Origin of the sequence: Rhizobium sp. K102, assembly GCF_022385315.1 — a bacterium.
Taxonomy (GTDB): domain Bacteria; phylum Pseudomonadota; class Alphaproteobacteria; order Rhizobiales; family Rhizobiaceae; genus Rhizobium; species Rhizobium croatiense.
In genome coordinates this window covers 50401-76925 of record NZ_CP092435.1, presented here as the reverse complement: position 1 = coordinate 76925, position 26525 = coordinate 50401, and the positions used below count along the sequence as shown (strand labels likewise).

The 26525-nt window shown below is 58.6% G+C and carries 22 protein-coding genes and 4 pseudogenes; 2 read left to right on the top strand and 24 right to left on the bottom strand.

Features of this window, described 5'->3' with window-relative positions; genetic code table 11:
- Positions 1-77: 77 nt before the first annotated feature.
- The 11 genes from MHI61_RS04310 to MHI61_RS04260 form a co-directional block, all read right to left on the bottom strand.
- Positions 78-1181 carry an asparaginase gene (locus tag MHI61_RS04310; protein ID WP_239789666.1) on the bottom strand — a complete coding sequence of 368 codons (1104 nt, stop codon included), beginning with the start codon at positions 1179-1181 and terminating at the stop codon, positions 78-80.
- A 69-nt stretch (positions 1182-1250) separates the two neighbouring features.
- Entirely contained in the window at positions 1251-2723 is a 1473-nt protein-coding gene (locus MHI61_RS04305; protein WP_239789665.1) for an amino acid permease, read from the bottom strand.
- 227 nt (positions 2724-2950) lie between these two features.
- Complete coding sequence (locus MHI61_RS04300) at positions 2951-3658, bottom strand: FadR/GntR family transcriptional regulator (protein ID WP_239789664.1); 708 nt, start codon at positions 3656-3658, stop codon at positions 2951-2953.
- 52 nt (positions 3659-3710) lie between these two features.
- Entirely contained in the window at positions 3711-4430 is a 720-nt protein-coding gene (locus MHI61_RS04295) for a FadR/GntR family transcriptional regulator (protein ID WP_239789663.1), read from the bottom strand.
- A gap of 85 nt (positions 4431-4515) precedes the next feature.
- Positions 4516-5337 (bottom strand): bifunctional allantoicase/(S)-ureidoglycine aminohydrolase, encoded by an 822-nt coding sequence (locus MHI61_RS04290; protein ID WP_097664063.1) that lies wholly within the window; start codon positions 5335-5337, stop codon positions 4516-4518.
- Between the two features lie 79 nt (positions 5338-5416).
- On the bottom strand, positions 5417-7252 hold the full coding sequence (locus tag MHI61_RS04285) for an ABC transporter ATP-binding protein (protein WP_239789662.1): 1836 nt from the start codon (positions 7250-7252) through the stop codon (positions 5417-5419).
- Positions 7253-7286: 34 nt separating this feature from the next.
- Positions 7287-8483 carry an aminotransferase class V-fold PLP-dependent enzyme gene (locus MHI61_RS04280; RefSeq protein WP_097608605.1) on the bottom strand — a complete coding sequence of 399 codons (1197 nt, stop codon included), beginning with the start codon at positions 8481-8483 and terminating at the stop codon, positions 7287-7289.
- A 132-nt stretch (positions 8484-8615) separates the two neighbouring features.
- On the bottom strand, positions 8616-9128 hold the full coding sequence (locus tag MHI61_RS04275) for a RidA family protein (RefSeq protein ID WP_239789661.1): 513 nt from the start codon (positions 9126-9128) through the stop codon (positions 8616-8618).
- 54 nt (positions 9129-9182) lie between these two features.
- Complete coding sequence (locus MHI61_RS04270) at positions 9183-10052, bottom strand: ABC transporter permease (RefSeq protein WP_239789660.1); 870 nt, start codon at positions 10050-10052, stop codon at positions 9183-9185.
- Positions 10052-10993, bottom strand: coding sequence for an ABC transporter permease (locus tag MHI61_RS04265; RefSeq protein WP_239789659.1), 942 nt, complete (start codon positions 10991-10993; stop codon positions 10052-10054). Before MHI61_RS04265 ends, MHI61_RS04270 begins: the two co-directional genes overlap by 1 nt.
- Positions 10994-11076: 83 nt before the next feature.
- A complete protein-coding gene (locus MHI61_RS04260; RefSeq protein ID WP_239789658.1) occupies positions 11077-12603 on the bottom strand; it encodes an ABC transporter substrate-binding protein in 1527 nt (508 codons plus the stop codon).
- Positions 12604-12829: 226 nt separating this feature from the next.
- Here MHI61_RS04260 and MHI61_RS04255 point away from each other — a divergent pair, with 226 nt between their 5' ends.
- Positions 12830-13414, top strand: a complete 585-nt coding sequence (locus MHI61_RS04255; protein WP_239789657.1) for a DUF1349 domain-containing protein — start codon at positions 12830-12832, stop codon at positions 13412-13414.
- A gap of 68 nt (positions 13415-13482) precedes the next feature.
- On the opposite strand, the gene MHI61_RS04250 is transcribed toward MHI61_RS04255, so the two are convergent.
- The 8 genes and pseudogenes from MHI61_RS04250 to MHI61_RS04215 form a co-directional block, all read right to left on the bottom strand.
- A complete protein-coding gene (locus MHI61_RS04250; RefSeq protein ID WP_097588476.1) occupies positions 13483-13797 on the bottom strand; it encodes a colicin in 315 nt (104 codons plus the stop codon).
- A 22-nt stretch (positions 13798-13819) separates the two neighbouring features.
- A complete protein-coding gene (locus tag MHI61_RS04245; RefSeq protein WP_239789656.1) occupies positions 13820-14071 on the bottom strand; it encodes a MafI family immunity protein in 252 nt (83 codons plus the stop codon).
- Between the two features lie 166 nt (positions 14072-14237).
- Positions 14238-15173: a hypothetical protein gene (locus MHI61_RS04240; protein WP_239789655.1), complete on the bottom strand. Its 936-nt coding sequence runs from the start codon at positions 15171-15173 to the stop codon at positions 14238-14240.
- Positions 15174-15815: 642 nt separating this feature from the next.
- Positions 15816-16178 (bottom strand): hypothetical protein, encoded by a 363-nt coding sequence (locus tag MHI61_RS04235; RefSeq protein WP_239789654.1) that lies wholly within the window; start codon positions 16176-16178, stop codon positions 15816-15818.
- Complete coding sequence (locus MHI61_RS04230) at positions 16178-16618, bottom strand: C39 family peptidase (protein WP_239789653.1); 441 nt, start codon at positions 16616-16618, stop codon at positions 16178-16180. The genes MHI61_RS04235 and MHI61_RS04230 overlap by 1 nt, the downstream gene beginning before the upstream one ends.
- 836 nt (positions 16619-17454) lie before the next feature.
- Positions 17455-21105, bottom strand: a pseudogene (locus MHI61_RS04225) (hemagglutinin repeat-containing protein); the annotation flags it as partial.
- Positions 21101-21370, bottom strand: a pseudogene (locus MHI61_RS04220) (transposase); the annotation flags it as partial. The pseudogenes MHI61_RS04225 and MHI61_RS04220, both read right to left, overlap by 5 nt.
- A gap of 186 nt (positions 21371-21556) precedes the next feature.
- On the bottom strand, positions 21557-21817 hold the full coding sequence (locus tag MHI61_RS04215) for a hypothetical protein (RefSeq protein ID WP_239789652.1): 261 nt from the start codon (positions 21815-21817) through the stop codon (positions 21557-21559).
- Positions 21818-22013: 196 nt separating this feature from the next.
- Here MHI61_RS04215 and MHI61_RS04210 point away from each other — a divergent pair.
- Positions 22014-22118, top strand: a pseudogene (locus MHI61_RS04210) (DUF1349 domain-containing protein); the annotation flags it as partial.
- Between the two features lie 321 nt (positions 22119-22439).
- On the opposite strand, the gene MHI61_RS04205 reads toward MHI61_RS04210, so the two are convergent.
- The 5 genes and pseudogenes from MHI61_RS04205 to MHI61_RS04185 form a co-directional block, all read right to left on the bottom strand.
- Positions 22440-22646: a hypothetical protein gene (locus tag MHI61_RS04205; protein WP_239789651.1), complete on the bottom strand. Its 207-nt coding sequence runs from the start codon at positions 22644-22646 to the stop codon at positions 22440-22442.
- Between the two features lie 361 nt (positions 22647-23007).
- A complete protein-coding gene (locus tag MHI61_RS04200) occupies positions 23008-23385 on the bottom strand; it encodes a hypothetical protein (RefSeq protein WP_239789650.1) in 378 nt (125 codons plus the stop codon).
- Between the two features lie 164 nt (positions 23386-23549).
- Positions 23550-23954, bottom strand: a complete 405-nt coding sequence (locus MHI61_RS04195) for a PTD012 family protein (protein WP_239789649.1) — start codon at positions 23952-23954, stop codon at positions 23550-23552.
- 256 nt (positions 23955-24210) lie between these two features.
- Complete coding sequence (locus MHI61_RS04190; RefSeq protein ID WP_239789648.1) at positions 24211-24840, bottom strand: hypothetical protein; 630 nt, start codon at positions 24838-24840, stop codon at positions 24211-24213.
- 586 nt (positions 24841-25426) lie between these two features.
- A pseudogene (locus MHI61_RS04185) lies at positions 25427-25651 on the bottom strand (colicin E3/pyocin S6 family cytotoxin); the annotation flags it as partial.
- Positions 25652-26525 lie beyond the last annotated feature (874 nt).

Here is a 26525-nt window from a genome sequence, read left to right as displayed (position 1 = left end):
CGGCGCGCACGCATTGCGGCGACGGGATGAAGAAGAGGATGGGCGCAGACGCGGCGGAATGGCCGCGTCCGCAGACGTCATCGGGCCAGAGCGGCAGGACGAGGATCGTCCTCGTCCGGCTTCGATCCCCGCAGCTTGAACGGAAAAGACACGCCGCCTGTTGTGACGCCCATCGTGTTCACGCGCTGGGGATGATGGAACGGCGCGAGCTGGCTTCGGATATCAGGCGAGCCGATGCCGAGCCGCTCAAGGAGCTCCGTCACGACAGCGTAAAGGATTTCAAGATTGCCGTCCTCGATCTTGACCGAAATGCCGAGCGCCCCGTCCGTTCCCAATCGCCGGGTTTCATCCGAGGCCCGCACGCCGATCGCGTAGCTGGCATCGGCTCCGAGCTTGCCGATGAGGGTACCGCCGAATGCGCGCATCAGCAGCGTGCAGTAGCGTCCCTCGCCCGCAACCATGTCAGGATGGCGCGTCATTGCGTGGAAGATTCGGCCCAATGCCGCCCCCCGCATCGACGGAGCCTCGCCCGCCTCTTCCCCATCCGCTGCCGCGGCAAGCTTGGCATAGATGCGGGCCAGGCGGTCCAGGGGAAAAGCGGGGGTTGGGAGATTGCATCCGTCGATCCCCCATTCGACGTCCCGGGTGTCCAGATCGCAGAGTTCGGCGACGGTGCGCTTGACCCGCCCCTGCATCGGATGATCCGGCAGGTGGTAGCCTTCCATGCCTGCCCCGATCGCCCGGGCGCCGGCAAGCATGCCGACGTGTTTGCCCGAACAATTGCTGCAGACCGCCGTCGGGATAAAATCCTGCCTGATCCAAGCGCTGTTCACCGTTTCCGACAGCGAAGGATGGCCGCCGCAGCGAAGGTCGGCCTCCTCGGCCTTGATCTTCGACAGCATGGTTCGCGTGCGGGCGATATGCCGCTCTTCGCTGCTGTGGGACGCGCACATCAGCGCAATATCCGCATCATCGAAGCCGAAACGCTCGACGCCCTCCGTCTCCAGGATGGCAAGCGCCTGCGCCGGCTTTGCCGCGGACCGGGCAAGCGTCATACGCGCCGGATTTCCGAGCGTGTAGAGCAGCCTGCCCTTGGCATCGACGACAGCCGCGTGGACGCGATGACTGTTCTCGACGATCCCGCCACGATCGGTGACGACGAAATCCTCACTCGGGGTCATGTCTCTCTCCATTTATGCCGCACCCCGGCGGCATGCGCCGCCGGAGCAAGCTCGGATTCTCGATCGATGTCAGGCGAGATCGAAACCGCCGCGATCCTCGCCCTGTTCGACGGCGAGCATGTGGATGCGCTCCCGCATCAAGAGCCAGCCGACCACCAGCGCCGGAATGATCAGAGCCAGAGACGCGACCGTATAGGTTCCGACGGGATAGTCGAGGGCCATCAGGACCACGACGACGGCGAGGAAGCCCAGGGTCAGCAGGCCGGTATAAGGCGCGCCGAACATCCGGAATTCAGGCCGTGCCAGCTTGCCCTGCCGCGACAGTTGCCACAGCTTGAGCTGGCAGAGCACGATCACGCCCCACGCCGCGATGATGCCGAGAGCAGCGACATTCAGGCCGATCTCGAAGGCTTCTGCCGGAACGACGGCGTTCAGCACGACGCCAAAGGCGGTCACGACAGCCGTCACCGCAATGCCGACATAGGGCACGCCGGATCGGTTCATCTTCGCCAGTGCCGCCGGGGCCGAGCCCGAAATCGCCATGGAATGCAGGATGCGGCCGGTCGAATAGAGGCCGGCATTGAGCGACGACAGGACGGCGGTCAGCACAACGAGGTTCATGACGACATCGGCGCCCTGGATGCCGATCTTGCCGAAGAAGGTCACGAACGGGCTCTCGCCGCCCTTATAAGCGGTATAAGGCAGCAGCAACGACAGCAGCAGAACCGAGCCGACATAGAAGATCACCAGGCGCAGAACGACCGTGCGGATCGCCCGCGGCATGACCTTGCGGGCATTTTCGGTTTCACCGGCGGCGGTGCCGATCAGCTCGATCGAGGCATAGGCGAAGACCACGCCCTGGATCACCACGAGAGCCGGCAGGACGCTGTTCGGGAACATGCCGCCGAAATCGGTGATCGTGTTCAGGCCCGGAACATGGCCATCGATCGGCGTGCCGGTGACGACGAAGTAGACGGCGACGATCAGGAAGACGACGAGGGCAAGGACCTTGACGAGGCTGAACCAGAATTCCAGTTCCCCGAAGACCTTCACCGACAGGAGGTTCATCGAGAGGACGAGGACCAGCGCCGCCAGCGCAAACACCCACTGATCGATCATCGCGATCCACGGGACATAGGCCTTGAAGAAATTCATGTAGAGGGCGACCGCAGTGACGTCGGCGACCGCCGTCATCGCCCAGGTCAACCAATACATCCAGCCGACCGCGAAGGCGAGCTTTTCGCCGTAAAATTCGCGGGCATAGGAGACGAACGAGCCCGAGGTCGGGCGATGGACGATCAGTTCGCCGAGAGCCCTCAGAACGAGGAAAGCGAAAAAGCCGCACAAGGCATAGACCAGCACAAGTGCCGGACCGGCAGCGGCAAGCCGGCCGCCGGCGCCGAGAAACAGCCCCGTGCCGATGGCGCCGCCGATGGCGATCATCTGGATCTGCCGCGGCTTCAGCGCCTTGTGGTAACCGAGTTCCTCCTCGGCAAAGACCTGGCCATCGGCCTCGCTTCTGTTGGATTGCATCACTGTCATTTCTCCTCCCTATCCATGGGTTCGGCAACCTCCCGGCCGCCCCTCCGCGCAGATGCCATAAAGATGTTAATCTGCTATGCGGTCTGACAGGTTTGGCGATTAAAGGAAAAACCACCTTGCAGTCAAGGATTTTCACTCTGCTATTTGTGGATGCGTCACCGCCGGCCTGTGGAAAGACAGTGTCTGGCGGCTGAACAACGTCGCTTCCCTACGCTGCGCGACGGACTTTAGCGCGGCTCGGCGCCGATGATGCGGCTGACAGCCGCCTCGACCTTCTTGAGATGAATTTCCATCGCCGCCTGGGCTTCGGCCTCCGCCCCTTTGCGGATGGCTTCGACGATGGCGCGATGCTCTTCATTCGATTCCTGACGCCTCGGCCCCAAGGCGGTCAGCAGCCCGGATTGCTGCGCCATCGCCTCGCGGACGTCATCGACGATGTCGCGGAAGACGGCATTCTTCGATGCCTCGGCGATCAGCCCGTGAAAATCCGAATCCAGCCGCACCCAGGCCTCGGTATCCTCTTCCTGTTCCATCCGGTCGCAAAGCGCCAGCAGCCGGGACAGCTCATCGTCGCTCCGGCGCAGCGCCGCCCAGCCGGCCGCGGAGACCTCGACGAAGGGACGCGCCTCCACCAGATCACGCGCCGAATAATTGCCGTAGCGAATATCTCCGTCGCCTGCGGCGGTAAGCACATAGGTCCCGCTCCCGGTCCGCGTCTCCGTCAGCCCCAAAATCTGCAGCGAGCGCAGCGCTTCCCGCACGATCGGGCGGCTGACACCGTATTTTGCCGCGAGTTTCGCTTCCGACGGCAGCTTCGAACCGGCGGCAAAGCGGCCGGACAGAATGAGATTGCGCAACTCCTCGAAAACCAGTTCCGAGGCGCTTTTTCGACTGAGGATCGCGGAGTCGGAAAGCCAGCTTTCTAGATCATTCATCGCTTTGCATTCGATCGGCAGCGACCCGGATATCCGGGCGCGACAGTGGAAATCATATCGTCAGCGGCGCGCGCTCTTCACCGGCAATGCCGATGATGGAGCGCTTGACCTCGAGCAGGTGCTCCGCCATGGCGGCGCGCGCATCCGCCTCGCTGCCTGCGGCAATGGCCTGCAGAATGCGGCGGTGCTCGGCGTTGGAGGCTTTGCGCCGGCCGCGAACATGCTCCACCAGTTCCGATTGCGTCGAAAGAGCGCCGCGGACATCGGCGACGACTTTCCGGAAGATCGCATTGCCCGAGGCTCCGGCGATCTCGCCATGAAACTCAGCGTCCATCCGCACCCATGTCTGAACGTCCTCCTCCTCGTCCATCCGGTCGCACAAGGATGAGAGCGACGCCAGCTGGTCCTTCGAGCGCCGCAATGCCGCCCAGCCCGCAGCCGGGATCTCGATGCAGGGGCGCGCCTCCATGAGATCGCGGGCGGAATAGGCGCCGCCGCCGAGCTGCCGCGCCGGGCTCTCCGAGACGACGAACGTGCCCCGCCCCGTCCTGGTTTGCGTAAACCCCAGCGTCTGCAGCGAGCGAAGCGCCTCACGCACGATCGCCCGGCTGATGCCGTAACGTTCGGCAAGCTGCACCTCCGCGGGAAGACGGGTGCCGAGCGCCAGTTTCCGACTAACAATAGCCGTGCGGATATCTTCGAAGACCGCTTCGGCAGCGTTTCTCCGGCCTATCTCTTTCTTCTCCGACAGCCATGAATCCATATCCTGCATCGAAGGACGATGCGGGCATTCGAGAGAGCTGTCAAGCAACCGGACAGGTGCGCGCAGACGCGCCGGCGGCATGCCGACGCGGGGCCTACCAGAGCTTCATGTGACGGTTGACGTCCTTGTAGAGCAGATAGCGGAAGCGGCCGGGGCCGCCGGCGTAGCAGGCCTGCGGGCAGAAGGCGCGCAGCCACATGAAATCGCCGGCCTCGACCTCGACCCAGTCCTGGTTGAGGCGATAGACCGCCTTGCCCTCAAGCACATAGAGCCCGTGTTCCATCACATGGGTCTCCATGAAGGGGATCACCGCGCCCGGCTCCAGCGTGACGATATTGACGTGCATGTCGTAGCGCACATCGGCAGGGTCGATGAAACGGGTCGTGCCCCAGCGGCCGTCGGTGTCGGGCATGGCCCGGATCGGATGGTCGTCCTCATGGGTGACGATCGCCGGCGGCGGGTCCAGCCCCTCGACCTCCTGAAAGGCCTTTCTGACCCAGTGGAAGATTGCTGCGGCCGAGCCGTCATTCTTTAGACGCCAAGCCGAACCGGCGGGAATATAGACGAAGGAGCCGGCGCGCAGCGTATGGCCGACACCTTCGAGCTCCACCGTCATGCCGCCTTCGACGACGAAGAGCACTGCCTCGGCGCGGCTGTCCGGCTCCGGCCGGTCGCTTCCGCCGCCCGGCTGAACCTCCATCACATATTGCGAGAAGGTTTCGGAGAAGCCGGAGAGCGGACGGGAGAGAACCCATGCCCGCGTTCCCGTCCAATGCGGCAGGAGGCTGGTGACGATGTCGCTCATGACGCCGCGCGGGATGACCGCGTAAGCCGTGGTGAAAACGGCCCTGCCGGAAAGCAGCTGGGTCTGCGGCGGCAAACCGCCGAGCTTCGAAAAATACTCTGTCTTGTCCATTGATGCGGCTTTCCAGGCAGGTGTCTCTGCATCTGCTTTATGCGCCGCCGGCCCGTTAGGCAACTCCCAACGCCTTTCGCTACCGGTCGGCCATCACCAGATGGCCCGGCCCGACTTCACGATAGAAGGTGGCCGGAGGCTGGTAGTCCACGGCACGCATCGGGCTCTTGATTTCGTCATTCGCCACCATGCGTTTTTCGTGGCGGCGGTCGGGATCGGGCACCGGCACGGCGGCGATGAGTTTCCGGGTATAGGGGTGCTGCGGATTTTCGAAGACGGCGGCGCGCGGGCCGATCTCGACGATCTCGCCGAGATACATCACCGCCACGCGGTGGCTGACGCGCTCGACCACCGCCATGTCGTGCGAAATGAACAGGAAGGCGAGGTTGAGGCTCTGCTGCAGGTCGAGCATCAGGTTGATGACCTGCGCCTTGATCGAAACATCGAGCGCCGACACGCTTTCGTCGGCGACGATGACCTTGGGCTGCAAGGCGAGCGCCCGGGCGATGCAGATGCGCTGGCGCTGGCCGCCGGAAAATTCATGCGGGTAACGCGAAGCCATATCCGGGGAGAGGCCGACTTTGACCAGCAGGTCGGCGACGACGTCCCTCGCCTGCTGCGAATTGCCCATCCGGTGTTCGAGATAGGGCTCAGCGATCGCCGCACCGACCGTCATGCGCGGATTGAGGCTGGCGAAGGGATCCTGGAAGATCATCTGCACGGATTTGCGCATCTCGCGCAGATCCTTCCTGTCGAGGCCGAGCACCTCCCTGCCCTCGACGAGAACGGAACCCGCCTGCGGCTCGATGAGACGCATGATGGCGCGGCCCGTCGTCGACTTGCCGCAGCCGGATTCACCGACGAGCGACAGGGTTTCGCCGGCATGCAGATCGAAGGAGACGTTTTCGACCGCATGCACGCGGCTGGTCAGCCGGCCGAACAGGCCGGAATGGATGTCGAAACGCTTGGTGAGGTTCTTGACCTCAAGGACCGGCGTCGCAGCGACGGTATCGGCCGCCTCGGCCGGTATGTCCGATTCGCCTGTCGCCGTATTGACCACGGGAAAACGCAGCGGCCGCTGACGGCCTTGCATCGAGCCGAGCACCGGCACGGCCGACAGCAGCGCCCTGGTGTAAGGATGTTTGCCGCGGTGAAAAATATCGGCGGTGGGGCCGCTCTCGACCTGTTCGCCGCGATACATCACGACCGTCCTGTCGGCGATCTCGGCGACGACGCCCATGTCGTGGGTGATGAAGAGAACGGAGGTCCCCTCCTCTTCCTGCAGCATCTTGATGAGATCGAGGATCTGGCCCTGGATCGTTACGTCGAGCGCCGTTGTCGGCTCGTCGGCGATCAGGAGTTTCGGCCGGCTGGCGAGCGCCATCGCGATCATCACCCGCTGCCGCATGCCGCCGGAAAAACGATGCGGATATTCGTCGAAGCGCGTGGCGGCCGAGGGGATACGGACCTTTTCCAGCAGCCTGATCGTCTCGGCCCGGGCATCGGCCTTGCTGATATCGGAATGGCAGAGCAGCGCTTCGGAAATCTGGTCGCCGATGGTGAAGAGCGGATTGAGCGATGTCATCGGCTCCTGGAAGATCATCGCCACCTCATTGCCGCGCACCTGCCGCATGGCCTGTTCCGGCAAGGCCAGCAGATCGCGCCCACCGAGTATGACGCGGCCCTCGATGCGGCTCACTTCCGCCTGCAGCAGCCGCATGATCGACAGCGAGGTGACGCTCTTGCCCGAGCCGGATTCGCCGACGATCGCCACGGTTTCGCCGGGCGCCACGGTGAAGGAAACGTCGCGCACGACAGGCTTCCAGGCGCCGTCGACCAGAAAGGACGTCGTCAGCCCCTCGACGGAAAGAACGGGGATGGCGGTCTCGATCGATTGTGCTTGGACGCTGCCCATGTCGGTTCCTCTTGTGGCGGATGAGAACGGCGGATCAATCCGGCCAGCGCAGCAAGCCGTCGAAGCGATGCCTGCTGCGGTTTTCGATCGGGGTTGCGATGATCTCGTTGGAAGCGCGCGCCTTGTCGAGTTCCTCGGCCAGGCGGTTTGCGACGATGACCTCCTGGCCCGGATGCAGGTTGCACGGGTCGAGATAGAAGTAGCGGTGCTCCACTTCATGGTCGCGCACGATGATCGGCGGGTTGCCCCTTGCCAGCGCATCGGCGAGATCCCAGGCGGTGATATGCGCCTGTTCGGGATCGACGATCAGGCGCAGCCGGTCGAGCGGATTGTTGGTCGGGTCGGGTTCGATCAGCGCGGTGATGCCGGGGCGGCCGTCGAGCGTGCGTTTCCACAGATTGAGATAACCGGTCTCGCGTTCACGGATGCCGGCATGGTCGCGGCTTTCCCAGGCTTCGAGGGCCGCCATGACGCCGAAGATGCTTTCCTTGCCGACCTTCATGCCGCGGCCGATGCCCATATTCTGCAGGAAGGCATGGCGCACCAATTCCTTCCGGCCGGCGACGATGCCCGAGGTCGGGCCGCCGAGGAACTTGTGGCCGGAATAGAGCGCGATATCGGCCCCCTGCTCGAGGAAAATCCTCAGATCATATTCCGACGCCGCATCGACGATAACAGGCACGCCCCTGGCATGGGCGATCTCGACGAATTCCTTGAGGTTCAGCAGGCCGTAATCGACGACATGATGGGAGACGACATAGACGGCGGCGGCGGTCTTGTCGGTGATCGCCTTCTCCATGTGGAAACGGTGCGTCGAGGTCGCCTGCCCCACGAGCACGACCTTGCCCCCGGCAAGCCGGATCGCCTGATCGACCGGGGCGCCATAGCTCACCACATGGCCCATCTGCACCAGCACCTCGTTCTTCTCGGGCACGGCATCCGGCAGCTTCTCGATCGCCAGCAGATCATCGCCGGTGATGGCGCCGGCGACGGCGAGCGAAATGCCGGCCGAGCAGGAGGCGGTGACGAAGCCGGCTTCCCCGCCGGTCAGCCGGGCGATGACGCTGCTTGCCTTGCGCTGCAGGTCGTTGATCTCGACGAAGTGCGGCAGGATGGAGGTCATCGCGGCGATCGCCTCCGGAACGACGATCGAGGCGCCGAGGCTGGTCATCGTGCCGGACACGTTGATGACGGGGCGAAGGCCGAGCGAAGGTCTGATATCATCGGGCATGAAGATCTCCGGAAGTCTGGGGCGAAAAGCCGAACATGGCGCGATCATCCGGCAGTGTCGAGCAGCCGGAGCAAAAGCCTGGGTTAAAATAGAAAGAGCTCATCCGAAGACCACTCCAAACATCAAAGCGCCTCAGCCATGCAAGGCGACGATGGCCTCGATCTCGACGGTGATGTTGCCGGGCAGCGAGCCGAAGCCGACGGCCGAGCGGGCATGTTCGCCGGCCGCGCCGAAGACCGCGATCAGCAGATCCGAGCAGCCGTTGATGACGCTCGGATGATCCTCGAACTCAGGCACGGCATTGACCATGCCGAGCAGCTTGACCACCCGCCTGACGCGGGAGAGATCGCCGAGCGCCTCATGCATCACGGCAAGCAGGTTGATGCCGGTCAGCCGCGCATGCCGGTAGGCCTCCTCCACACCGACGCCGCCGCCGACCTTGCCCGCATGCAGGAAGCCGTCGGCCTCGCGCGGCCCCTGGCCGGAGAGGTAGAGCATATTGCCCTCCACCACATGCGTCACGAAATTGGCGATCGGCGGCGGCGGCGGCGGCAGCTTGATGCCGAGGGCGGCTAACCGTTGGTAAGGCGAGTTCTCAACCTTGCCGGCGGCGTTGGGAAATTGATTCACGCAAACTCCTGTCATGCGAATTTTGGATTGGCGAATTTGGTTTTGGATTGGCCGATTTAGGTCGGCGGATTAAAGGTCCTTGCGAAGTCTTGGATCGAGCATGTCCCTCAGGCCATCGCCGACCATCTGCAGCGACAGCACCGAGAGGATGATGGCGACACCGGGAAACAGCGTCATCCAGTCGGCCTGGCCGATATATTGGCGGCCGGCGGCGATCATCGTTCCCCAGGTCGGGATCTCCGGGCTGACGCCGAGGCCGAGGAAGGAGAGGCCGGCTTCGGCAAGCATGGCGCTGGCGAAGAGGAAGGTGGCCTGCACCAGGATCGGCGACAGCAGATTGCGCAGCACATGCCGGGTCATGATGTGGAAGGTCGAGATGCCGAGCGCACTTGCCGCCTCGACATAGGGCAGCTCGCGAATGACCAGCGTCGAGGCGCGGACGATGCGGGCCAGGCGCGGGGAATAGACGATCGACAGCGCGATGATGACAGTGGTGAGGGACGGGCCGAGCGCGGCGACGAGGGCGATCGCCAGCAGAATATCCGGGAAGGCCATCATCGCGTCGATCAGCCGGGCGATCGGCGTGTCGAGCTTCTGGAAGAAGCCGGCAAGCAGGCCGAGGGTGACGCCGATCACAGCCGACAGGCTGACGACCGCAGCCCCGACCAGCAGCGACAGGCGGCCGGCAAAAATCGTCCGCGAGAAGACGTCGCGACCGAACTCGTCGGTGCCGAAGAAGAAGGTGCCGCCCGGCGGCTTCAGCCGGTTGACGATCGAAAGCTTGGACGGCGAATAGGGCGCGACAACGGGCGCGAAGACCGCCAGCAGCACGAAGATCGTCAGGATCAGCAGGCCGAAGGCCACCGTTTTGCGCTTCAGCAGGCGGCGGAGGAATTTGCTGCCCTCGCTCTCGGCGGGCTTGATTGCGATATCGGCCATCAGTAGCGCACCCTCGGATCGACCAGCAGATAGAGCATGTCGATCGCAAAATTGATCAGCACGTAGAGCGCGGCGATGACGAGCAGCGCCCCCTGGATGACGGGGTAGTCGCGGCGCAGCACTGCCGAGACGACGAGATTGCCGACGCCCGGCAGGCCGAAAACCGTCTCGGTGACGACGGCGCCCGATATCAGCACCGCCGCTGTGAGGCCGAGCACTGTGAGGATCGGGATCAGCGCATTCTTCAGCGCGTGCTTGAGGATGACCTTGCGCTCGACCAGCCCCTTGGCGCGCGCCGTGCGGATATAATCGTCACCGAGCACGTCGAGCATCGAGGCACGGGTGAAACGCAGGATCAGCGCCGAGGAGACAATGCCGAGCGCGAAGGCCGGCAGCGTCAGATGATACATGCGGTCGGCGAAGGTCGAGCCCGGCCCGGCATAGCCCGAGACCGGGAAGAGATTGAGCCTGACGGCGAAGAACTGCATCAGGATGAGGCCGAGCCAGAAGCTCGGAATGCTGGCGGCAAACATGGCGAGCGTCGTTGCCGCCTGATCGACGAAGGAGCCGCGCCGATAGGCGGCATAGATGCCGATCGGCAGCGCAATGACGCTGGCGATGGCGAGCGAGAACAGCGTCAGGAAGAAGGTCGGCTCGGCCCGGTCGATCAGCGCCGACGTCACCGGCATGTTGAGGAAGATCGACTGGCCGAGATCGCCCTTCAGCAGCTGGCCGATATAGTAGAGATATTGCAGGCCGAGCGACTGATCGAGGCCGAGCCGGGCCCTCAGATCGGCGACATCCTGCGGCGTCGCATCCGGTCCGAGCATGACGGCGGCCGGATCGCCCGGCGTCACGCGCACGATGACGAAGACGATCGTGACGACGAGAAACATCACGACGATCATGCCGAACAGGCGCTGGAGGATGTAGCGGATCATGAATGCTGGCCTTCAAGCCCTTGCGGATGCGGCAGAAAAGAAAACCGGCACCGGCCGCGAAGGACCGGTGCCGGCGGCGGTGTTTACTTCTTGATCGACGCGTTCCAGAAATACGGCCACGGAGCCGGATCGACGCCTTCGAGCTTGACCGATTTCGCCGAGACGGCGTTGAAATCGCCGATCTTCATGAACGGCGCATCGGCATAGACGGCCTTCTGGACATCGGCCCAGAGTGCGACACGCTTCTTCGGATCGACTTCAGAGGTGAAGGCATCGACGGCGGCCTTTCGGGCCGGCGTATCCCACCAGCCGGGCGAACTGGTCGAGAGCGAACCGATCAGCGCCGGCTCCGGCAGGAAGGGGCTGTGGGTGATGTAGATATCCCAGAGCTTCGGATCGGTGCGGCGCTGCGTCAGCGTCGCCCAGTCCACCACCTGCATATCGACGGTGAAGCCGGCGAGCTTCAGATATTCGGCGGCGACCTGCGCCATCTTGTAGTGGAACTCGTACTGGCGGCTGGTCAGGATGCGGATCGGCTCGCCATTATAACCGGCCTTCTTGGCGGCAGCGGCCGCCCCTTCCGGATCGGCGACATTATAGGCGCCTTCGGCGCCGGCTTCGGTCGACCAGGAGAAGGTCTTCGGATAGATGGCGCCGTCGAGCGCATAGAAATCCGTGCTGCCGAAGGCGGCGGCCAGCATGTCTTCCATGCTGAGCGCCTGGCGGATCGCCTTGCGCACCTCGACATTCCCGGCAACACCTTCCTTGGTGTTGAAGACGAAAACTGGATAACCGAAGGGTTTCAGCATGACCGGCTGCGAGGCGGTCGAAGCCTTCAGCTTGTCGTAGGATTCGACCGGGATCGAATCGACATAATCATACTGGCCGGACACGGCGGCCTCGACGCGGGTGTTCGGATCCGGCACCGGCACGAAGCGGATTTCATCGAGATATTGATGGCGGGCGCCGCCATAACCATTGCTGTCGCCTTCGCGCGACTTGTATCCGTCGAAGCGGACGAGCTGGATATATTGGTCGGCCTTGCGCTCCTTCAGCATATAGGGACCGGTGCCGACGAACTCCTTCATCGGCTCGTCCTGCTTTTCCGCAGGAATGATGATCGCGGCCGAATTGTTGAAGGCAAGCAGCGAGGTCAGCGGCGCATAGGGCTGCTTCAGCGTGATCGTGACGGTCGAGGGATCGGCAGCCGTGATCTTGTCGATGAAGCCCGCCACCTGCTTGCCGCGCGAAGCGATCTTCATCCAGCGGTTCAGCGAGGCGACGACATCGTCCGAGGTCATGTCGCTATTGTCGTGGAACTTAATGCCGGTCCTGAGCTTGATCGTATAGGTTTTCCCGTCGGCGCTGATCTCGGGCAGGTTTTCGGCCAGAAGCGGCGTGACGTTCCAGCTCTTGTCGAACGTATAGAGCGTTTCGAAAATATGCTGGGTGACGATGCCGACGAGATCGGCCGTCGAGGACATCGGATCGAGCGTCGGCGGCTCGCCGATCGTCGCGACATTGATGACGCCGCCCTTCTCCTCAGCAAGCAAGGTCGAAGGCAGGGCGACGAGCGCAGTGCCGAGCAGGAATGCGACAAGCGTTTTCATATGAGGGCTCCCGATTAAGTTCCACAATTATGTAATTCATGTTTTTGTAACAGAATAAGAGATGAAATGATCGTGTCAAGCGGAAGCCGTGGATTATGTCGTGAGACGAGGTCGCAGCGGCAAACAGCGCCGAACCGCATGTGCGGCTGGCCGCCTGCCCGAAGCTCGCGCATTATGCGGGCGCGAAGAGTCGGCAGCGCCACGGCTTCAATAGAGCGAGGATGGAATGGACATCGATTTCAACGACGGAAAATGGCTGAACGAACCGGAAAGCTGGCAGGCCGACGCAACCCGCCTGACGCTGACAACAGGCGAGAAGACCGATTTCTGGCGGGAGACCTATTACGGCTTCACCCGCGACAGCGGCCACTTCCTCGCCTTTCCCACCACCGAGAGCTTCACCGCGCAGATCCGCATACAAGGCGAGTTCCGCACCCTCTACGACCAGGCCGGCCTGATGGTGCGCCTCGACGAAACACGCTGGGTCAAAACCGGCGTCGAATTCACCGACGGCGAAGCCTTCCTCAGCACCGTCGTCACCGACGGCAGGTCCGACTGGTCGGTGTCGCAACCCTTCAAGGAACTCGAGGACTTCCACATCCGCGTCACCCTGGCGGCCGGCGCCCTGCGCATCCAGGCTTCGCACGACGGGAGCTTCTGGCCGCTCTTGCGGCTAGCGCCCTTCCCAATCGCCGACAGATACCAGGTCGGGCCGACCGCCTGCACGCCGGGGCGAAGTGGACTGAGGGTGCGGTTTTCGGAGTTTTCGATCGGACCGGCGATTACGACGGATCTGCATGATTTGAGTTGAGGAACGCTGTGACGCATTCAAGCGCCTCATGCCGACTGCACCACCTGGAACAGGAGACACAGCCATCCTCACTCGGGCATGTCGTATTCTCGACGGCAATATACAAACCCAGACAATGCGTCCAAATCTTTGAAAAGCCGCGTTGCGTAGGAACATTCCGTATCGATACGTTCGATCAGTTCCGGTCCGGCAGAGGCGAAAACGTTTGTGGATAATACTTCCGCGCTTTCGATATCAAACTCAGTTGGCTCACGCTCAAGGTAATATCTTATGAGAAGAGCCTTTTCATCGAATTCGACGGCGATGGCCCTAATCGCTGGGTAAATCTCTCCCAGTAGATTTCGCCAGATATTGAGGACAAGCCAGTTTGGAAGTTTGTTCACTGTTGTCGCCCTTGCACTGAGCTCACGAATTCGAATGCCTGAGGAAGTGCCATGTATCCTCCTCCAGGTTCATTTCCTCGGCTAGCTCCCGAATGGTGATCAGTTCCCCTGGAGCCGGCACCACGTCATGCTCGTACAATGGCGTGCATAGATCTTCCAATGCGACTGCGCACTCATTGTGCTTCGCAAGGGATATGTATTCGCCGATATATTCCTCGGGCAGGCGTCCGGTGAAATCACCTATGAGCTTGATCAGCTGTTTCTCAACTTCCATACGCACCTCACGGGGCTTGAGCGCTAAATCTATGAAATAATCCGAGCAACTCACCTATCCATGAGGAATTCGGCATTGCACGAAACACAAACCGTTTACCGGCTGTCCAGCCACTCAACTTTCATCCGGCAGCGAGTATCTCGGCTTTTTTGAACCGCCTGCTCCATCAATATTGGAGTGCAGCGGGCGTGGGCGCCACAGCAGTAAAGCGGGCATCCCTGAAATCACACAGGCGCTGAAAGGCATCTTCGCGCTTGTCGGCATAATATCGGAATTGGCTTTTCGACAATCGGTAGATGCAACCACCCCGGGCAAACACAAGGTCGCCGCCGTCCCAATCCGCCCAATCAGTCTCAGGGAGATCGATGAGCAGGGTTCCGCCGCGATCAATCACGCGATAATCCAGGCCGTACCACGCCTTTTGCCTACGACCGATCGCGAGGAGGATCATCTGGAGCCGCCGACCGTTAAAACCGACCTTTTCCTCAACGTGCGGCTGGCTAAAGCGAAAAAATGCGGCCGCATTCAAACCGCAGTACTGCCCTTCACCGATCTCGATCACCCGCCAACCATCGCGCTCGCGCAGGAGGCCATTGATCGGTTCGTCCTCACCGCGGCCTGGCCGCTTCCCGCACGGCTTGATATGCATTCCCGGCTTTAGCCGGAATCCATCGGCGAGTTTGAAGCTGGCCTCCCACTCGGGGGAATGATTCAAAAGCAGTGTTTCTTCATCCTCGAAAATGCCGCCACCACCCCAGGCATCCCCCTTCGGCCAAAGGGCCAACGCGGTGAAGAATGGGGGCTTTGATATTGCTGTCCAGCTTCCGTAGGGCGCGCGGTTTGTCGCCGCGAAATAGACGAGCAGTCGGCCGGACGGCGAAAGATCGCAACGTCGTTCGTAGATGCGTCCCTTGAACCATTGCCCATGTTCAAAAGTGTCGTTGCGCAGGTCCCAACGAATTAGCTGCACCTGTTTGCTCGGTCCGCGACGGAATATGACACCCGTTCTCGCTGCCCGCGCGAGGATCGCATATAGCCGCGTTGCGGCCGGTTTGTTCCTCTGAGGACCTTCGCCTGGGGGGTCGCGTTCTTCGATGGTCAATTAGACTGCTTCCTAAGCTAGAGGCGTGTTCCTAGGCTAGAGGCGTGAAGGCATCCTAGCCGATACCCTTATGGAAGCTATTTTCCTGCTTTCAATGTAGACTCTTTGATCATACTTTCTAACAGGCTACCTATATCCTCAATCTCCTCTCGATCTTCCAGGCTTTCGTGCTCGAGGACGAATCTAAGTTGCCATCGCCCACCCAGGTTTCCCAAAGCCACAAGCCTAAAGTTTGGAGAAATTGTCCCGAGCAATGCCTGCACGAGGCATACCGTCGTGCGGTTTCACAATTCGATGGCTTCTTTATCCATATCTGTCATTGGGCACCCGCCGTAGGACTCGTTGGAACAACGCTTGGATTAGCGGTCGGAAATATCGACAGAGAGCTGCTTGTAGGCCTCGCGGACCTCTGCAGCACTTTCGAAAATACCTCTCTCAACTGCTCGATCTACCGCGTGGTCCATGTTGGAGTTTACTGCCTTTTCCACGGTAGGCAGACAACGATTAACAAGCACCTTCACGCCAATCCTTGGCGGCTTCGGACGGAAGGGACGCAGAAGCCTATTAAACAACTGTGGATGCTTCCCAGTTAATCGTCTGTCAGAATACGTGTGCGCTCGTAGCTGCGGTCAACGGCGATGTCTACTCTTCCTCGTCCCAGAAAGAGCCAATCGGGCCGTACTCCCCGTCGATCACGATAGGGCACCACCCTACACTACGATTAAAAAAGGCTAGATCTACAACCTGATATTTGTCATCCCCAAGTGGCGCAAGACTAATTGTCCCAAAGCAGTAATGCGTATATTTTCCACCCACCCCTGCCGGCGCACGTTCATCTATTTTTCTGTGGTCCCAATCGCTCACCTTACCATTGGCCGCAGGTAGCGGGTCGACGAAAGCGATCTCGAATTCGGGACCGCGGATGCGGCACAAGCAGGGTATACCTCGCTGCGCAAACAATGTTTCGGTCAGAAGATTCTTGATGATAATAAGTTCTACATTCATCATGGGCTCCTTGGAACAATCACTTCAGCCATATATTTGGAAAATGTTGTTCTTGGACTGAAATATTGCTGTCCGTGCGGATCTCTGATTGCGACGACTTCTATGCCGTTTCTCTTTGTCACTCCATCCACAACCACAAAGTGAGAGAAGCCAGTCGTCGGATCCGAAACCCGAGCGATGACCGGTGTGCCATTGGTCGTGTAGCGGACGAGATCATCGACGTTTCTATTCCTAAAGACATTCGCGTCAATACCTTGATCCTTGAAAAGGCTAACAACATCTCCCGGGAAAATACCGTCTTCCATTGGAGGAATCTTAGCGATCAAAGCCTCAACATCAACAGGCCGTCCTAACGTATCCAATACCATTCCGCAGGAATTATGACCGCAAGTGGGTACCTGACCCTGATCAAGCAACATGCGATTGCCGTTTCTGGTCATAGCATCCGCTCTAAGCGGATTAGTTGGCGCCGACACGCCGCCGGTAACAATTCTCCTGTCTGCGGATTCAGCTCAATATTGTTGAGCGCGGAACGGATGCTGCTATCGGCTGAGTCACTGACCTTGAAGCGTATCGCAAGTGCCTCACCACCTGACGTTACGAGAGTAGCAGCGATAAGACCGAGATCGAGAGCAAGCTGAATCTTCTGTGCTTCCTCATCCGAATAATTCTGCTTCTTGAGCAGGGAAACCAGCAGACTATCGGCTTCCTTGCCGGTGATGAGCGTTTCCGTATAGCCAACCAAGTGGTTGGCACTGTTCATCGCTGTAGCAATCGCAGCAATACACGCCGCCGTCCCAACGTTGCACAGCGCGGTAACACCGACCGTACCTGCGACCTCAAGGATCGCCGACATGCCCGCATTGGTTCGAGCAATCTGGGCCATTGCTCCCTCGATCGCGTCCGGTATCGAGCCACCCTTGTTGACAGCGTCAGCTACGTATCTAGCAAGGATCACATCGAGATAGACTGCGCCCTTGCCCGGAGTGAATTGGGCCAGCGTATCTGCGTCGAAGTCCAGATTTAACGAGCTATCCCCGGGTTGCTGATCGGGGAAGACGTCGATGCCTGCCCTATCCAATCTTGAGGCGAACTTCAGGAAATCCTTGATCATCGAACGGCAGGTGTCCGAGGCGGGATTCTGCTGGCAGACCGCCATCATCACGATGTCATTCTGTAGTGACTGCTGCTGGTAACCTCTGACTTTCGCCCATTCAGCATCGCAATCGGACTGGCATGCCTCAGCTTCCTTGAGGGCCTTTACCGCCTCAAACAGCTCCTTGTCCGCAAGATAATTGTACTGATAATTCGCCGCACCATATGCGGCCCCTTCACCACCGCCGACCGCACCACCGATAGCGGCCGCCAAGCTGGCTCCGATCAACCTGGCAAGTGCTGCACCTTCTTTTGTCCCGTCATATTTGGTGCCTTTGAGCATGCCCTCGACCAGTTTGTCGATTGCAGAACCGAGCATAGTGGTAGCTGCACCACCAAGCGCACCCTTTAGAGCTCCTTCCCAGCCATTGACGCCGCCGAGAATTCCGCCGCCAATGGCATGCAGTAGAGCTCGCCCGGCTCCATCCTTACCCCAAAAGTCTTGTTCCGCCTGCGTCGTAGCTTTCAGCATCAGGTCGTTGGCGATATCGGCCACCAAGCCCGCCATCGTCGCCTGCGCTTCCTGCAGATCGGCTTGCGTCTTGTACTGATCGCGCAGGATGTTTTGCAGATCCGGCAGGCCGGGCAGCGAAGTATTAGTGTTATCAGTGTCTCGGCGGATCGTACCGATGTCCTGCGTCTGGCGCTCTGGATCGGTGATAGCGATGCCGATATTGCCGCCGATAGCCGAATAGGCCTTGCCGGTTTCGTTCTCTCCATCGTTGACCTTCGCGAGGCTCAGGCCACCAGAGCCGATCGAGGCACCGTAGGTGTCGGCCTTCCAGCGCGAATGGGTGTCGACGTCGGTGACTTCAAGCGTGCCTGTTTCGAGATGATTCAGCTCCTCCGAAGCTTGGCTTGTGATCAGCCCGCCCACGAGCGTGGTCTTCTTGTCGACGGTTAGATCAAGGCCGCCGGCGCCGGCATGGATGCCCGACTGCTCGGAGACAATGGCGGCGTCGCCCGTCGCCTTCTGCGTTGCGCCAGATGCGCTGAAGCCGTCGGAGCCGATCGAACCGGAGAGATTGAACTGGCGAGCCTCAGCAGTCGCCGTGTCCACCAGGCTTTCGACCGTCAAGTTGCGGACAGCGGCGGTCACCGAATTTCCAGTAACGGTGGCGCCTCTCAGTGTGAGGTCGTTGGTGAGAATGGTAACGTCGCCGGTGCCATTGACATGGGTATTATAGTGCGTGAGCCCCGTCGTGCCGTCATTGCCCTTGCCGTAGGAGCCGGTGACGTTGACGCCAGGCGTGCCGCAGCCAACCTTCGTGCCGCACTTCCAGCCGACGCCAACACCAAAGCTGTAGGACGAGTTCTGGCTTGATGTATTCGACGTGCCAATCGCGGCGTTGAGGTTGATATTGCCCTTGTCCGCTGACAAGAAGATGTCGCCAGCCAGAGGATCATCAGAGAGCGTCGGCAGGCCGAACTTGTCGTGGCCGGCGGCGATCTGTGCGCCATCGCTGGTGATCGAGCCGTTCTCAGCCTCCAGGGTGATCGAGCGGCCGGCGCGGATGTCAGTGACGACAGGCGTCGAGGAGGACGAGGAAGAGCTGTTCTCCTGATGGTTGACACCAGCCGACAGCGAGACCGAGAAACTGAGGCCTTTCGCCTCGAGCGACGTGTCCGTCAGTTGCTTGTAAGCTTCCTTCAGGCCTTGGTAGCCCTGATAGAAGCCGAGAGCTGCGATTGTGGTGTTGGTGACCGCATTGACGCGGCTGTCGCCGTTCAGGCGCTCGGCCGAGTTCATGATGCTCTGGGCTGCACTTCCCAACTGGCTGGAAACGGAGAGCGTCACGCCGGCAAAGGTCTTTTCGTGAATCTCCTCGTAATTGGTCTTATCCGCGGCCGAGAGAAGGTTGATGTCCTTGCCGGCAAACAGGTTGACATCGCGCTCGGCCGAGGCCCCCGCGGCTTGCAGATTGACGTTGTTGCCGGCGGAGATGTTGAGGTCGCGGCCGGCAGACAGCATCGAGGCCGCATTGGTGTCGGATTGTTGTGCCGAGCTGTCCTTGCTCGTCTGCGCGCCGATGCCTACCGAGAAGCCGCCCCCGCTCGAACCGAAGGAAATGCCGAAGCCAGACTTCTTCTCCTGTTCGGACTGCGAGAAGCTTTCCGCACCCGGCGTCACGTTGACGTCACGCTTAGCCGACAGGTTGATGTCGTTCTCGGCATCGACGGACGAACCCATGATGTTCAGGTCGGTTGTTCGAGCTTTGAGATTGACGTCCTCGCCGGCGGAAAGCGCCGAACCGACATTCAACGTCGACGCTTGGGCGCCCTTGTTCTGCTGGCTACCGTAGATCGAAATGAAGCCGCCGCCGCCGCCGATGCCGAAGCCGGATTTCTTGCGCTGCTCCTCGAGCTCGTGGGTTTCCTGCGCCCCGATGATCGAGACGCTGTCCCCCGTGACGGAAATCGAACCGTCGGCATTGGCCTTCGAGCCCGATATCACCGCCGCGCCGTCGGCGGTCAGATTGATGTTGCCGGATGCGCCGAGTTCGGAGGCGACGGTGGTCTCATCATAACTCTTGTGGCTGGACGAACCCTTGGACAGGAAGCCGCTGCGCGAGCCCTTATCGTCCTTGGCGCTGGTATCCATTCCGGAGGCGATGATCAGGTCACCGCCGGCGCTGATGTTGAGGTCCGCCGGGTCGGTGCCGTCGGCCTTGCCGGCCTCGATCTTCGAGGCCGAGATGACCGTATCCTTGCCCGACGTGATATCGACGCCGCCACCGCCTGTGATGGCGGAACCGACGGCCGTCGTCGTCTCCAGATGCGTGGTCGTCTTCTCGCTGCTGCCGAGGAAACCGCCCTTGAGGCTGAGCTTGGTGTCGAGGGTCGCGGTGTCGGTGGCTTCGGCGATCGTTACGTCGCCGTCGGCCTTGAGAGCGATCTTGCCGTCGGCGGCGAGTTTGCTGCCGACGATGTTGAGATCGTGATCGCCGCTGCTGTTGCCTGCCTTCACCGAGAGATCGCCGCCGGCCGATATTTCCGAGCCGACATGGGTGATCGACGAGGCGGACTTCTTGCCGAAGGTGGATGCCGAGTGCTCCTGGGCGGCGGTGATATTGATATCGTCGCCGGCGCCGAGCGCGACATTGCCGGCAGCCTTAACGGAGGAGCCGGAGAGCAGGATGTCGTCGCCGGCCTTGACCGTCGCATTCGTGCCGGCGGAAAGCTGCGATTGCTGCTGATCGGTGGAGAGGGTCCTAGTGTAGCCGGACTGGTTGTCGCGGGCGACATCGGTCGAGACCACGGCCACCGAACCCTTGTCGGCGGTCACCTCGAGTGTAGTGCCCGCCTTGGCGGAACTGCCGATGACGTTGACATTGTCGGTGGCCTTGATCGTCAAGGCCCCGCCGCTGGCGATCTGAGTGCCAGTGGCATTTTGTTGACCACTATTGTCGACCTTGGCAGCATCCAGCGTTACGTTTTTACCGGTGAGCGAAGCGTTGCCTGTGGCATTGACCTTGACGCCCGTCAGCGCCAGATCGCCGCCACCGGCAAGCTGCAGAGCGCCGCCTGCCGTCACGCCTGCATTGGTTTTGACGACGTTCTGGCCGCCGATCGTCATCGTCTGGGCGGCCAGCGTGATGCCGTTGGTGGCATTGAGCGCCGTGTCGCCGCGCGACAGGAAGGTGCCGCTGCCCTGGATGGAGCTGCCGGAGACGTTAAGGCTGCCGGCGGATGCGATCAGGCCGGAATTGTCGAGATTGCCGACATTGCCGAGGTTCATATCGACCGAGCCGCCCGCCATGACGGCGCCGGCGAACGGCAGGCCACAGCTCGGCATCGCCGGTTTTAGGCCCGCGAGGCTTTGCTTTGCCCTTTAGAAGTTCAGTGAGATTGGAGCGCGACACTCCTGAGCCAACGATAGAGAAGGTTTGGCGCAACTCCATGCCGCCGAGCCGCAGAGGAAACGGTCTCCCCGAGGCATAGCCCTGCTCGATGATCTGCAGTTTGCGTTCCGTTGTCCAGCGTCGCCGCCGGACGTCACCTGTCATCAAGTCAACCTGTCGAAACTCGTTAGACATAAGCTTATCCCCAAGCCTGTGCTTGAGCCTTCCTGCTTATGCTGAGTGTCCGGTCGAAAGTGGGGGCAGTTCACCTTCTTTCCCATAAAAAATAATGGTTCTCCGCGATGTCCTTTTAGAAGAGCCAACCGAAATAGCAAAAAAGCGTATATTCGCATTCTGATCCACGAACCCTCAAATCGACTGTTAAGCGATCAAGCCAAAATTCTCAGCGAAATTTTTCAGAAATTCTTTTTTTTCTTTGTTTTTTTCCGCATCTGCAATCTGTTTTACTATAGCGAGAAGATCCGATGCGGATTTCTCATCGATGTCCTGCAATTCAGCCCCAACAAACTCCATTAACTTCACCGAAAAATCGCTATTTATCATTTCCTCATCGGCTTTCTCTATTTGAAAGAGAAGCTCCGCGAAACAAGATGTTAGGGTTCTAATAAGCCTATCTGTCATTCTGGCACCACCTTTACAGTTATGTTCTTCACGCCTAAATCTTTAAACATTTTAAGCAAACAAACAGAATCACAACTGGCTGATTCCACTCAACTCTTTTTCGGTCAGGCTCTTAATTACCACTGTTACACCATCTCTCTGGCCATACTCTACCAGAGCCTGCGCGGCGTCGGCTCCGCCCGGCTACCGAGCGCTGGTCGGCCCGACGGCCTGGACGCCGGAGCGTAGCGGGCTGAGGGTGCAGTTTTCGAAGTTTTCGATCGGACCGGCGATTACGACGGGGCTGCATGATTTGAGTTAGGGGTTTCCAGAATGCGCTCAGGACGCACTCAGAAGCACCGATAATAACAATCCGACGACGCCAAACTATAAATCATGAGTCTCCGCTCGATAACCCTTCTCAATTCGCTCAACCAGCAAGGGTGCACTGATGATACCGTGGACCGGATATCTCTTTTCCTCATCAGAAAGGCCTCGAGTCAGCATCACTTCCGTTTCGCCATTCCATAACCACCAAGGCCCCCGCCGCCCGTCCCTATCCCGGGCACTGGTCCGAAAGATGGGAAAGACGGAATTTGCATCGGTCACGCTACTGTTTCCGACATTTGCCACTAGGCCTTCGTCAACTGCTTTTTGGACAGGAAAAAAGGCAGAAAACAACAGGAGAGCCAACCACTTCGCTAAAATTATCAAGTCTGTCAGCGTAAAATCCATCAAATACGCGGAGCAGGTGTCCATAGCGCAAATGCTTATGAGTGACCTGAGCGTAGGAAACTCCCTTCGACGTTAAAATTTGAATTACGTCTCCAATTTTAATGCGCTTGCCCATATTTAGAATCCTGGATATTTTGCGTTTCGTAGTAATGTGGCGCCCTTGATCAGAGCCCGCTCATAGGCTGTCGGATTCTTTGTTTTTGAAATTGAGTTAATCTTATTGATTAACGTGCCACCATTCTTTTCCAGCCCATAGTATTTTATTAGAGTTTGCTCAACTGCCCCTGGCATCCTGTCTCGACAAATTAGAAAGACCAGGAATTTCTGCAACGACGATTTCTTTCGATCGCAGGTGCTTAATTCCCCGCTTTGCAACATCGTCAGTAATGCCAACGTATCGGACGACACCGTTGATTTCGCAACTATAAACAAAACGCAGAGCGACTACGCGGCGACATTCTTCTTGGGCGCTCAACTTACCAAAACTTCGGACAAGCAGCGAAAGCCTCCCCCAAGTTGCGAAGAAACGGCCCATCCAGGTCGCTCTTCAAGTGAGCTTCGAGGCGTATCGTTCCTTGTGAAGTGATCGGCTCATGCACTTGAATTGTAATTTCAAAGCACGTTGCAGTGCGTTGGATAACAAAACAGAAGTATTCGCTCATGTCCAAAAGCTTGAGGATTTCCGGCTCTTTCGATGACAGATCGATCCTAAATTGATCCCATATCTCTGTATCGAACCAAACATCTGTCGCGAGGTAGGAAAAACATCCTGTGGAATGTTTTATACCCAACCGGACGCTCCAGCGCGTTGAGCGTTGATCGTTTGGATCGAGCTCAAGAAAGCCCAGCTCCAAGGAAACGTTTTCCGAGTCAAAAGTTATATCAGTCATTTGTACAAAGCATGTTTGATCACAGGGAGAGTTTCTTCGCACTGCGATGTGTGATCTATTGGGGCCAGAGCTTACTTCAAAATGGATCATTTAAACGGCGCAAGGTCAAAGGCTTATCCATGGTTGAGTCATCCAAATAATTCAGAAATGCTGTCCGGGACGGTTGGCGCAGACTTACCAATATTGTTTTTGATCAACCAAGGACCGGCAACGAGATCGATATTGTCGATGCCGCCTCCATCAAATAAATTCTCTAAATCTTGACGGAACTCCTCAAATCCACCTTCGTATAAGGTTTTTCTAAAGTTACCATTTTCCTGGCGGATGGATTTTCCAGGACTAAAATCTCCTTCAGAAATCAGGAAATTTGCCAGCCGGAGTGCGTGGTTAAATCTGTCGACTTCAGATTTTTCGTATGGGGCATCCTCTCTGTCGAAGCTAACGACACCGATGATGAACCCAAAGAATATTATATCTCTATCTCCTTCATCATAGAGGTAATCCACCGTTGTCTTTGCATATTCTCGATCCATAGTTTGCTTCTTGTCCGAATGGAAGCTTATCGGCGGCCCCCGGCACTGCGAAACTCAGCGCTTATCCGGAGGAATTTGAATATACTTTTCGGTTGGGCCGGAGAGGGCGCCAGCAGTATCTCGTCGATACACCTCTCAATAAACGTAGAAAACGTCCTGTTCACCACCGTCCAGGTCGTCTTCTCGCCCTTGCAGAGGAACCCGCCATTGGTGCTGACACATTGGAGACCGCCTTCTTTTACTTTCGGAGCTCGGCTCAATTGCTGGGCGGCGTCCTGAAGATTGAATGCATGCCTGGCAATTGATCCGCCTGCGCCAAAAAATCGTGTGCGACTTGTACATTTGCGTTGTCGCCTAAACCTATCACGCCAAAACCAAAATCATCGTGGGGGTAAAAAGCCAGATTCCATTCGCGTGAGATTATGAAGCAATGACCATACAGCCCATACACAACCATCTTTGCGATAAGTAAAGATCTTACACTTTCGATAGGGAAACCATGCACTATCATGAGGGCAATATTCGCCCATTCCCTTTCGACCGATTCAGTATATTCCTGCGAACTAGGATCACGCCCAAATCGTTCTTTGTAACCAAATTCTTTGATAAGCCCAGTCCCCACAAGGCCCTTTATCAAATTGCCGTCTCGCTGGTCATCCGCAGCATCGCCGTAATGCCCAACTTCGTCAGAGTTTGCGTGCACCGAGGATGCAATCACAAAATATTCAAGATCGTTTCTGAAATATCGCATGAAGAAGTCGACGGCGGATTCTTCGCTGCCCGGCTTATATCGGGTGTCTTTTTCGAAAAAACCGAGGAAGCGAGCTGATGCTCCATATCCCGCGAGGTTGACTGATTGCAGTAGCAACTGAAGGGTATCGCTCATTCTTCTCATAGACAGCTTGGTTCCGCCTTCCGGGACGCTGCTAGATGCCTCGTTGCTGAAAATGGACTGAGATTTTTTCTAGGATAGTCCCGACATTTAATCGAGTAGGTAATAGTCAGGTGTAAATCTTAATTCGCCGCGGTCAGTGACCACCAAAGCACCCTTTTGCAGGTTGGCTTCAAATCCAAGCTCGACGAACGTTAAGGCATGTATCGACGAGGGGCTTTTTGTCAGCAACAGAAAATCCCGCCAATGCCGTCGCCCGGCTCCTCCGCCAACTCCCCAGATTTGTCGTCCATTGTCGACACCATGACAAAGTTGGGAAATCGGGCGTCATTACGAAATTTGCCTATATCCCGCATAGCAATCATATCTATCGACGTCCAACATAAATCCATACTTGTCGAAAATCATGCCGTTACTAATTTTGTCTATCTTGTATGACCCGTACATTAATGGATCTTGATCAGGAACCGATAATACGCGCCTGAAAAACTCCAGATCGCTGAATTCTACATCAAGTGTATTCTTCAGAACTTGACCATTCTTCTCATACAACTCTAGAACAAGCGAAACTTGCATAAGGTCATCCTTTTGGTGTCGTTCGTCCAGGCTTAGGAGGTTTCGTTTGCGTCCCGGTCACCGGATCGTATTCACCGAGATGCTTCTTTCCCGACTTATCGAATTTCTCAAGTTTACCGTGTTGGTAGTCCCATTCATAAATGTTTCCCTTGCTGTCATACCACCGCGCCCTGCCGCCAACTGGCTTTCCCTTTTGCAAATCCGGAATTCCCGGTATTCCTTCTGCGGTCTTTGGTGGCGGGAAATATTTCTGATCACCACCTCCATTCGAATTCTGGCTCAACACGATGTTAGGCATGCCCGCATTGCTGAGCGTAATTTGCATGTCCTGCAACATGTACGCTGTCATCGGTTGATTGCCAATTGTCCCGCCGGTTAGGTAAATGGCGCCGCCATCGTCGTATACTTCAATAGTAAGGCTTGCCCTGGTTCCGTCAGGATAGGTCACCAAGACCAATCGGCCGGGTTGCTCACTTTGACCGGAAACCCGCACCGTACTTCCATCCGCAGCAGTAAACCTTTGATCGATATCTTGCCCTGTTGACCCTGCTGACACCAAAAGAATAGCGCCGGCCAAACCTGCGACTGCCACACCCGTGGTTCCTATGATCCCACGGACAATACCCGTCATTTGCTCGTAATCAGACAGGCAGTCCGCCGCCTGCGTCGCAGTAAACAGCTTTGTCTGTCCATTTGGCAGCGAAATCAGGCAGCCCGTCTGCGCGTATGCGGGGGTAATTATCCAGTCGAAGATATTGAAATCGATACTGCCTTGCTGTTGGCCGCACTGTTCGAGTTGATCACGGACTTGGGGGTCGTCAAGATAGGTGAACATTTCTTTTGACAAGGCAGCTTGCTCCGGGCTCCTCACTCCTTCAGCAACCATCCGGTCCAATAGATCACCGAGAACCTCAACTACTGTCTTGCCAGCGGATAGGGCGGCTCTCACGCTAGTGTCGGAAAGATAGAAGTCGATACTGGCATGTTTGTCTTTGGTAATTTCGTAGGCCTTTTGGGGATCCCGGTTGAGGTTTTGCAACGATGGCGTCGCGCCCTGCGCCGTCAGCTCGGACTGCTTCTCTTCGTTGCGAATGGTTATCTCG

Excerpts from the sequence above, each read along its gene's own strand:
- MHI61_RS04310 (WP_239789666.1), bottom strand. The coding sequence starts at position 1,181 with ATGACCCCGAGTGAGGATTTCGTCGTCACCGATCGTGGCGGGATCGTC.
- MHI61_RS04305 (WP_239789665.1), bottom strand. The coding sequence starts at position 2,723 with ATGACAGTGATGCAATCCAACAGAAGCGAGGCCGATGGCCAGGTCTTT.
- MHI61_RS04300 (WP_239789664.1), bottom strand. The coding sequence starts at position 3,658 with ATGAATGATCTAGAAAGCTGGCTTTCCGACTCCGCGATCCTCAGTCGA.
- MHI61_RS04295 (WP_239789663.1), bottom strand. The coding sequence starts at position 4,430 with ATGCAGGATATGGATTCATGGCTGTCGGAGAAGAAAGAGATAGGCCGG.
- MHI61_RS04290 (WP_097664063.1), bottom strand. The coding sequence starts at position 5,337 with ATGGACAAGACAGAGTATTTTTCGAAGCTCGGCGGTTTGCCGCCGCAG.
- MHI61_RS04285 (WP_239789662.1), bottom strand. The coding sequence starts at position 7,252 with ATGGGCAGCGTCCAAGCACAATCGATCGAGACCGCCATCCCCGTTCTT.
- MHI61_RS04280 (WP_097608605.1), bottom strand. The coding sequence starts at position 8,483 with ATGCCCGATGATATCAGACCTTCGCTCGGCCTTCGCCCCGTCATCAAC.
- MHI61_RS04275 (WP_239789661.1), bottom strand. The coding sequence starts at position 9,128 with ATGACAGGAGTTTGCGTGAATCAATTTCCCAACGCCGCCGGCAAGGTT.
- MHI61_RS04270 (WP_239789660.1), bottom strand. The coding sequence starts at position 10,052 with ATGGCCGATATCGCAATCAAGCCCGCCGAGAGCGAGGGCAGCAAATTC.
- MHI61_RS04265 (WP_239789659.1), bottom strand. The coding sequence starts at position 10,993 with ATGATCCGCTACATCCTCCAGCGCCTGTTCGGCATGATCGTCGTGATG.
- MHI61_RS04260 (WP_239789658.1), bottom strand. The coding sequence starts at position 12,603 with ATGAAAACGCTTGTCGCATTCCTGCTCGGCACTGCGCTCGTCGCCCTG.
- MHI61_RS04255 (WP_239789657.1), top strand. The coding sequence starts at position 12,830 with ATGGACATCGATTTCAACGACGGAAAATGGCTGAACGAACCGGAAAGC.
- MHI61_RS04245 (WP_239789656.1), bottom strand. The coding sequence starts at position 14,071 with ATGGAAGTTGAGAAACAGCTGATCAAGCTCATAGGTGATTTCACCGGA.
- MHI61_RS04235 (WP_239789654.1), bottom strand. The coding sequence starts at position 16,178 with ATGAATGTAGAACTTATTATCATCAAGAATCTTCTGACCGAAACATTG.
- MHI61_RS04230 (WP_239789653.1), bottom strand. The coding sequence starts at position 16,618 with ATGACCAGAAACGGCAATCGCATGTTGCTTGATCAGGGTCAGGTACCC.
- MHI61_RS04215 (WP_239789652.1), bottom strand. The coding sequence starts at position 21,817 with ATGACAGATAGGCTTATTAGAACCCTAACATCTTGTTTCGCGGAGCTT.
- MHI61_RS04205 (WP_239789651.1), bottom strand. The coding sequence starts at position 22,646 with ATGGGCAAGCGCATTAAAATTGGAGACGTAATTCAAATTTTAACGTCG.
- MHI61_RS04195 (WP_239789649.1), bottom strand. The coding sequence starts at position 23,954 with ATGGATCGAGAATATGCAAAGACAACGGTGGATTACCTCTATGATGAA.
- MHI61_RS04190 (WP_239789648.1), bottom strand. The coding sequence starts at position 24,840 with ATGAGCGATACCCTTCAGTTGCTACTGCAATCAGTCAACCTCGCGGGA.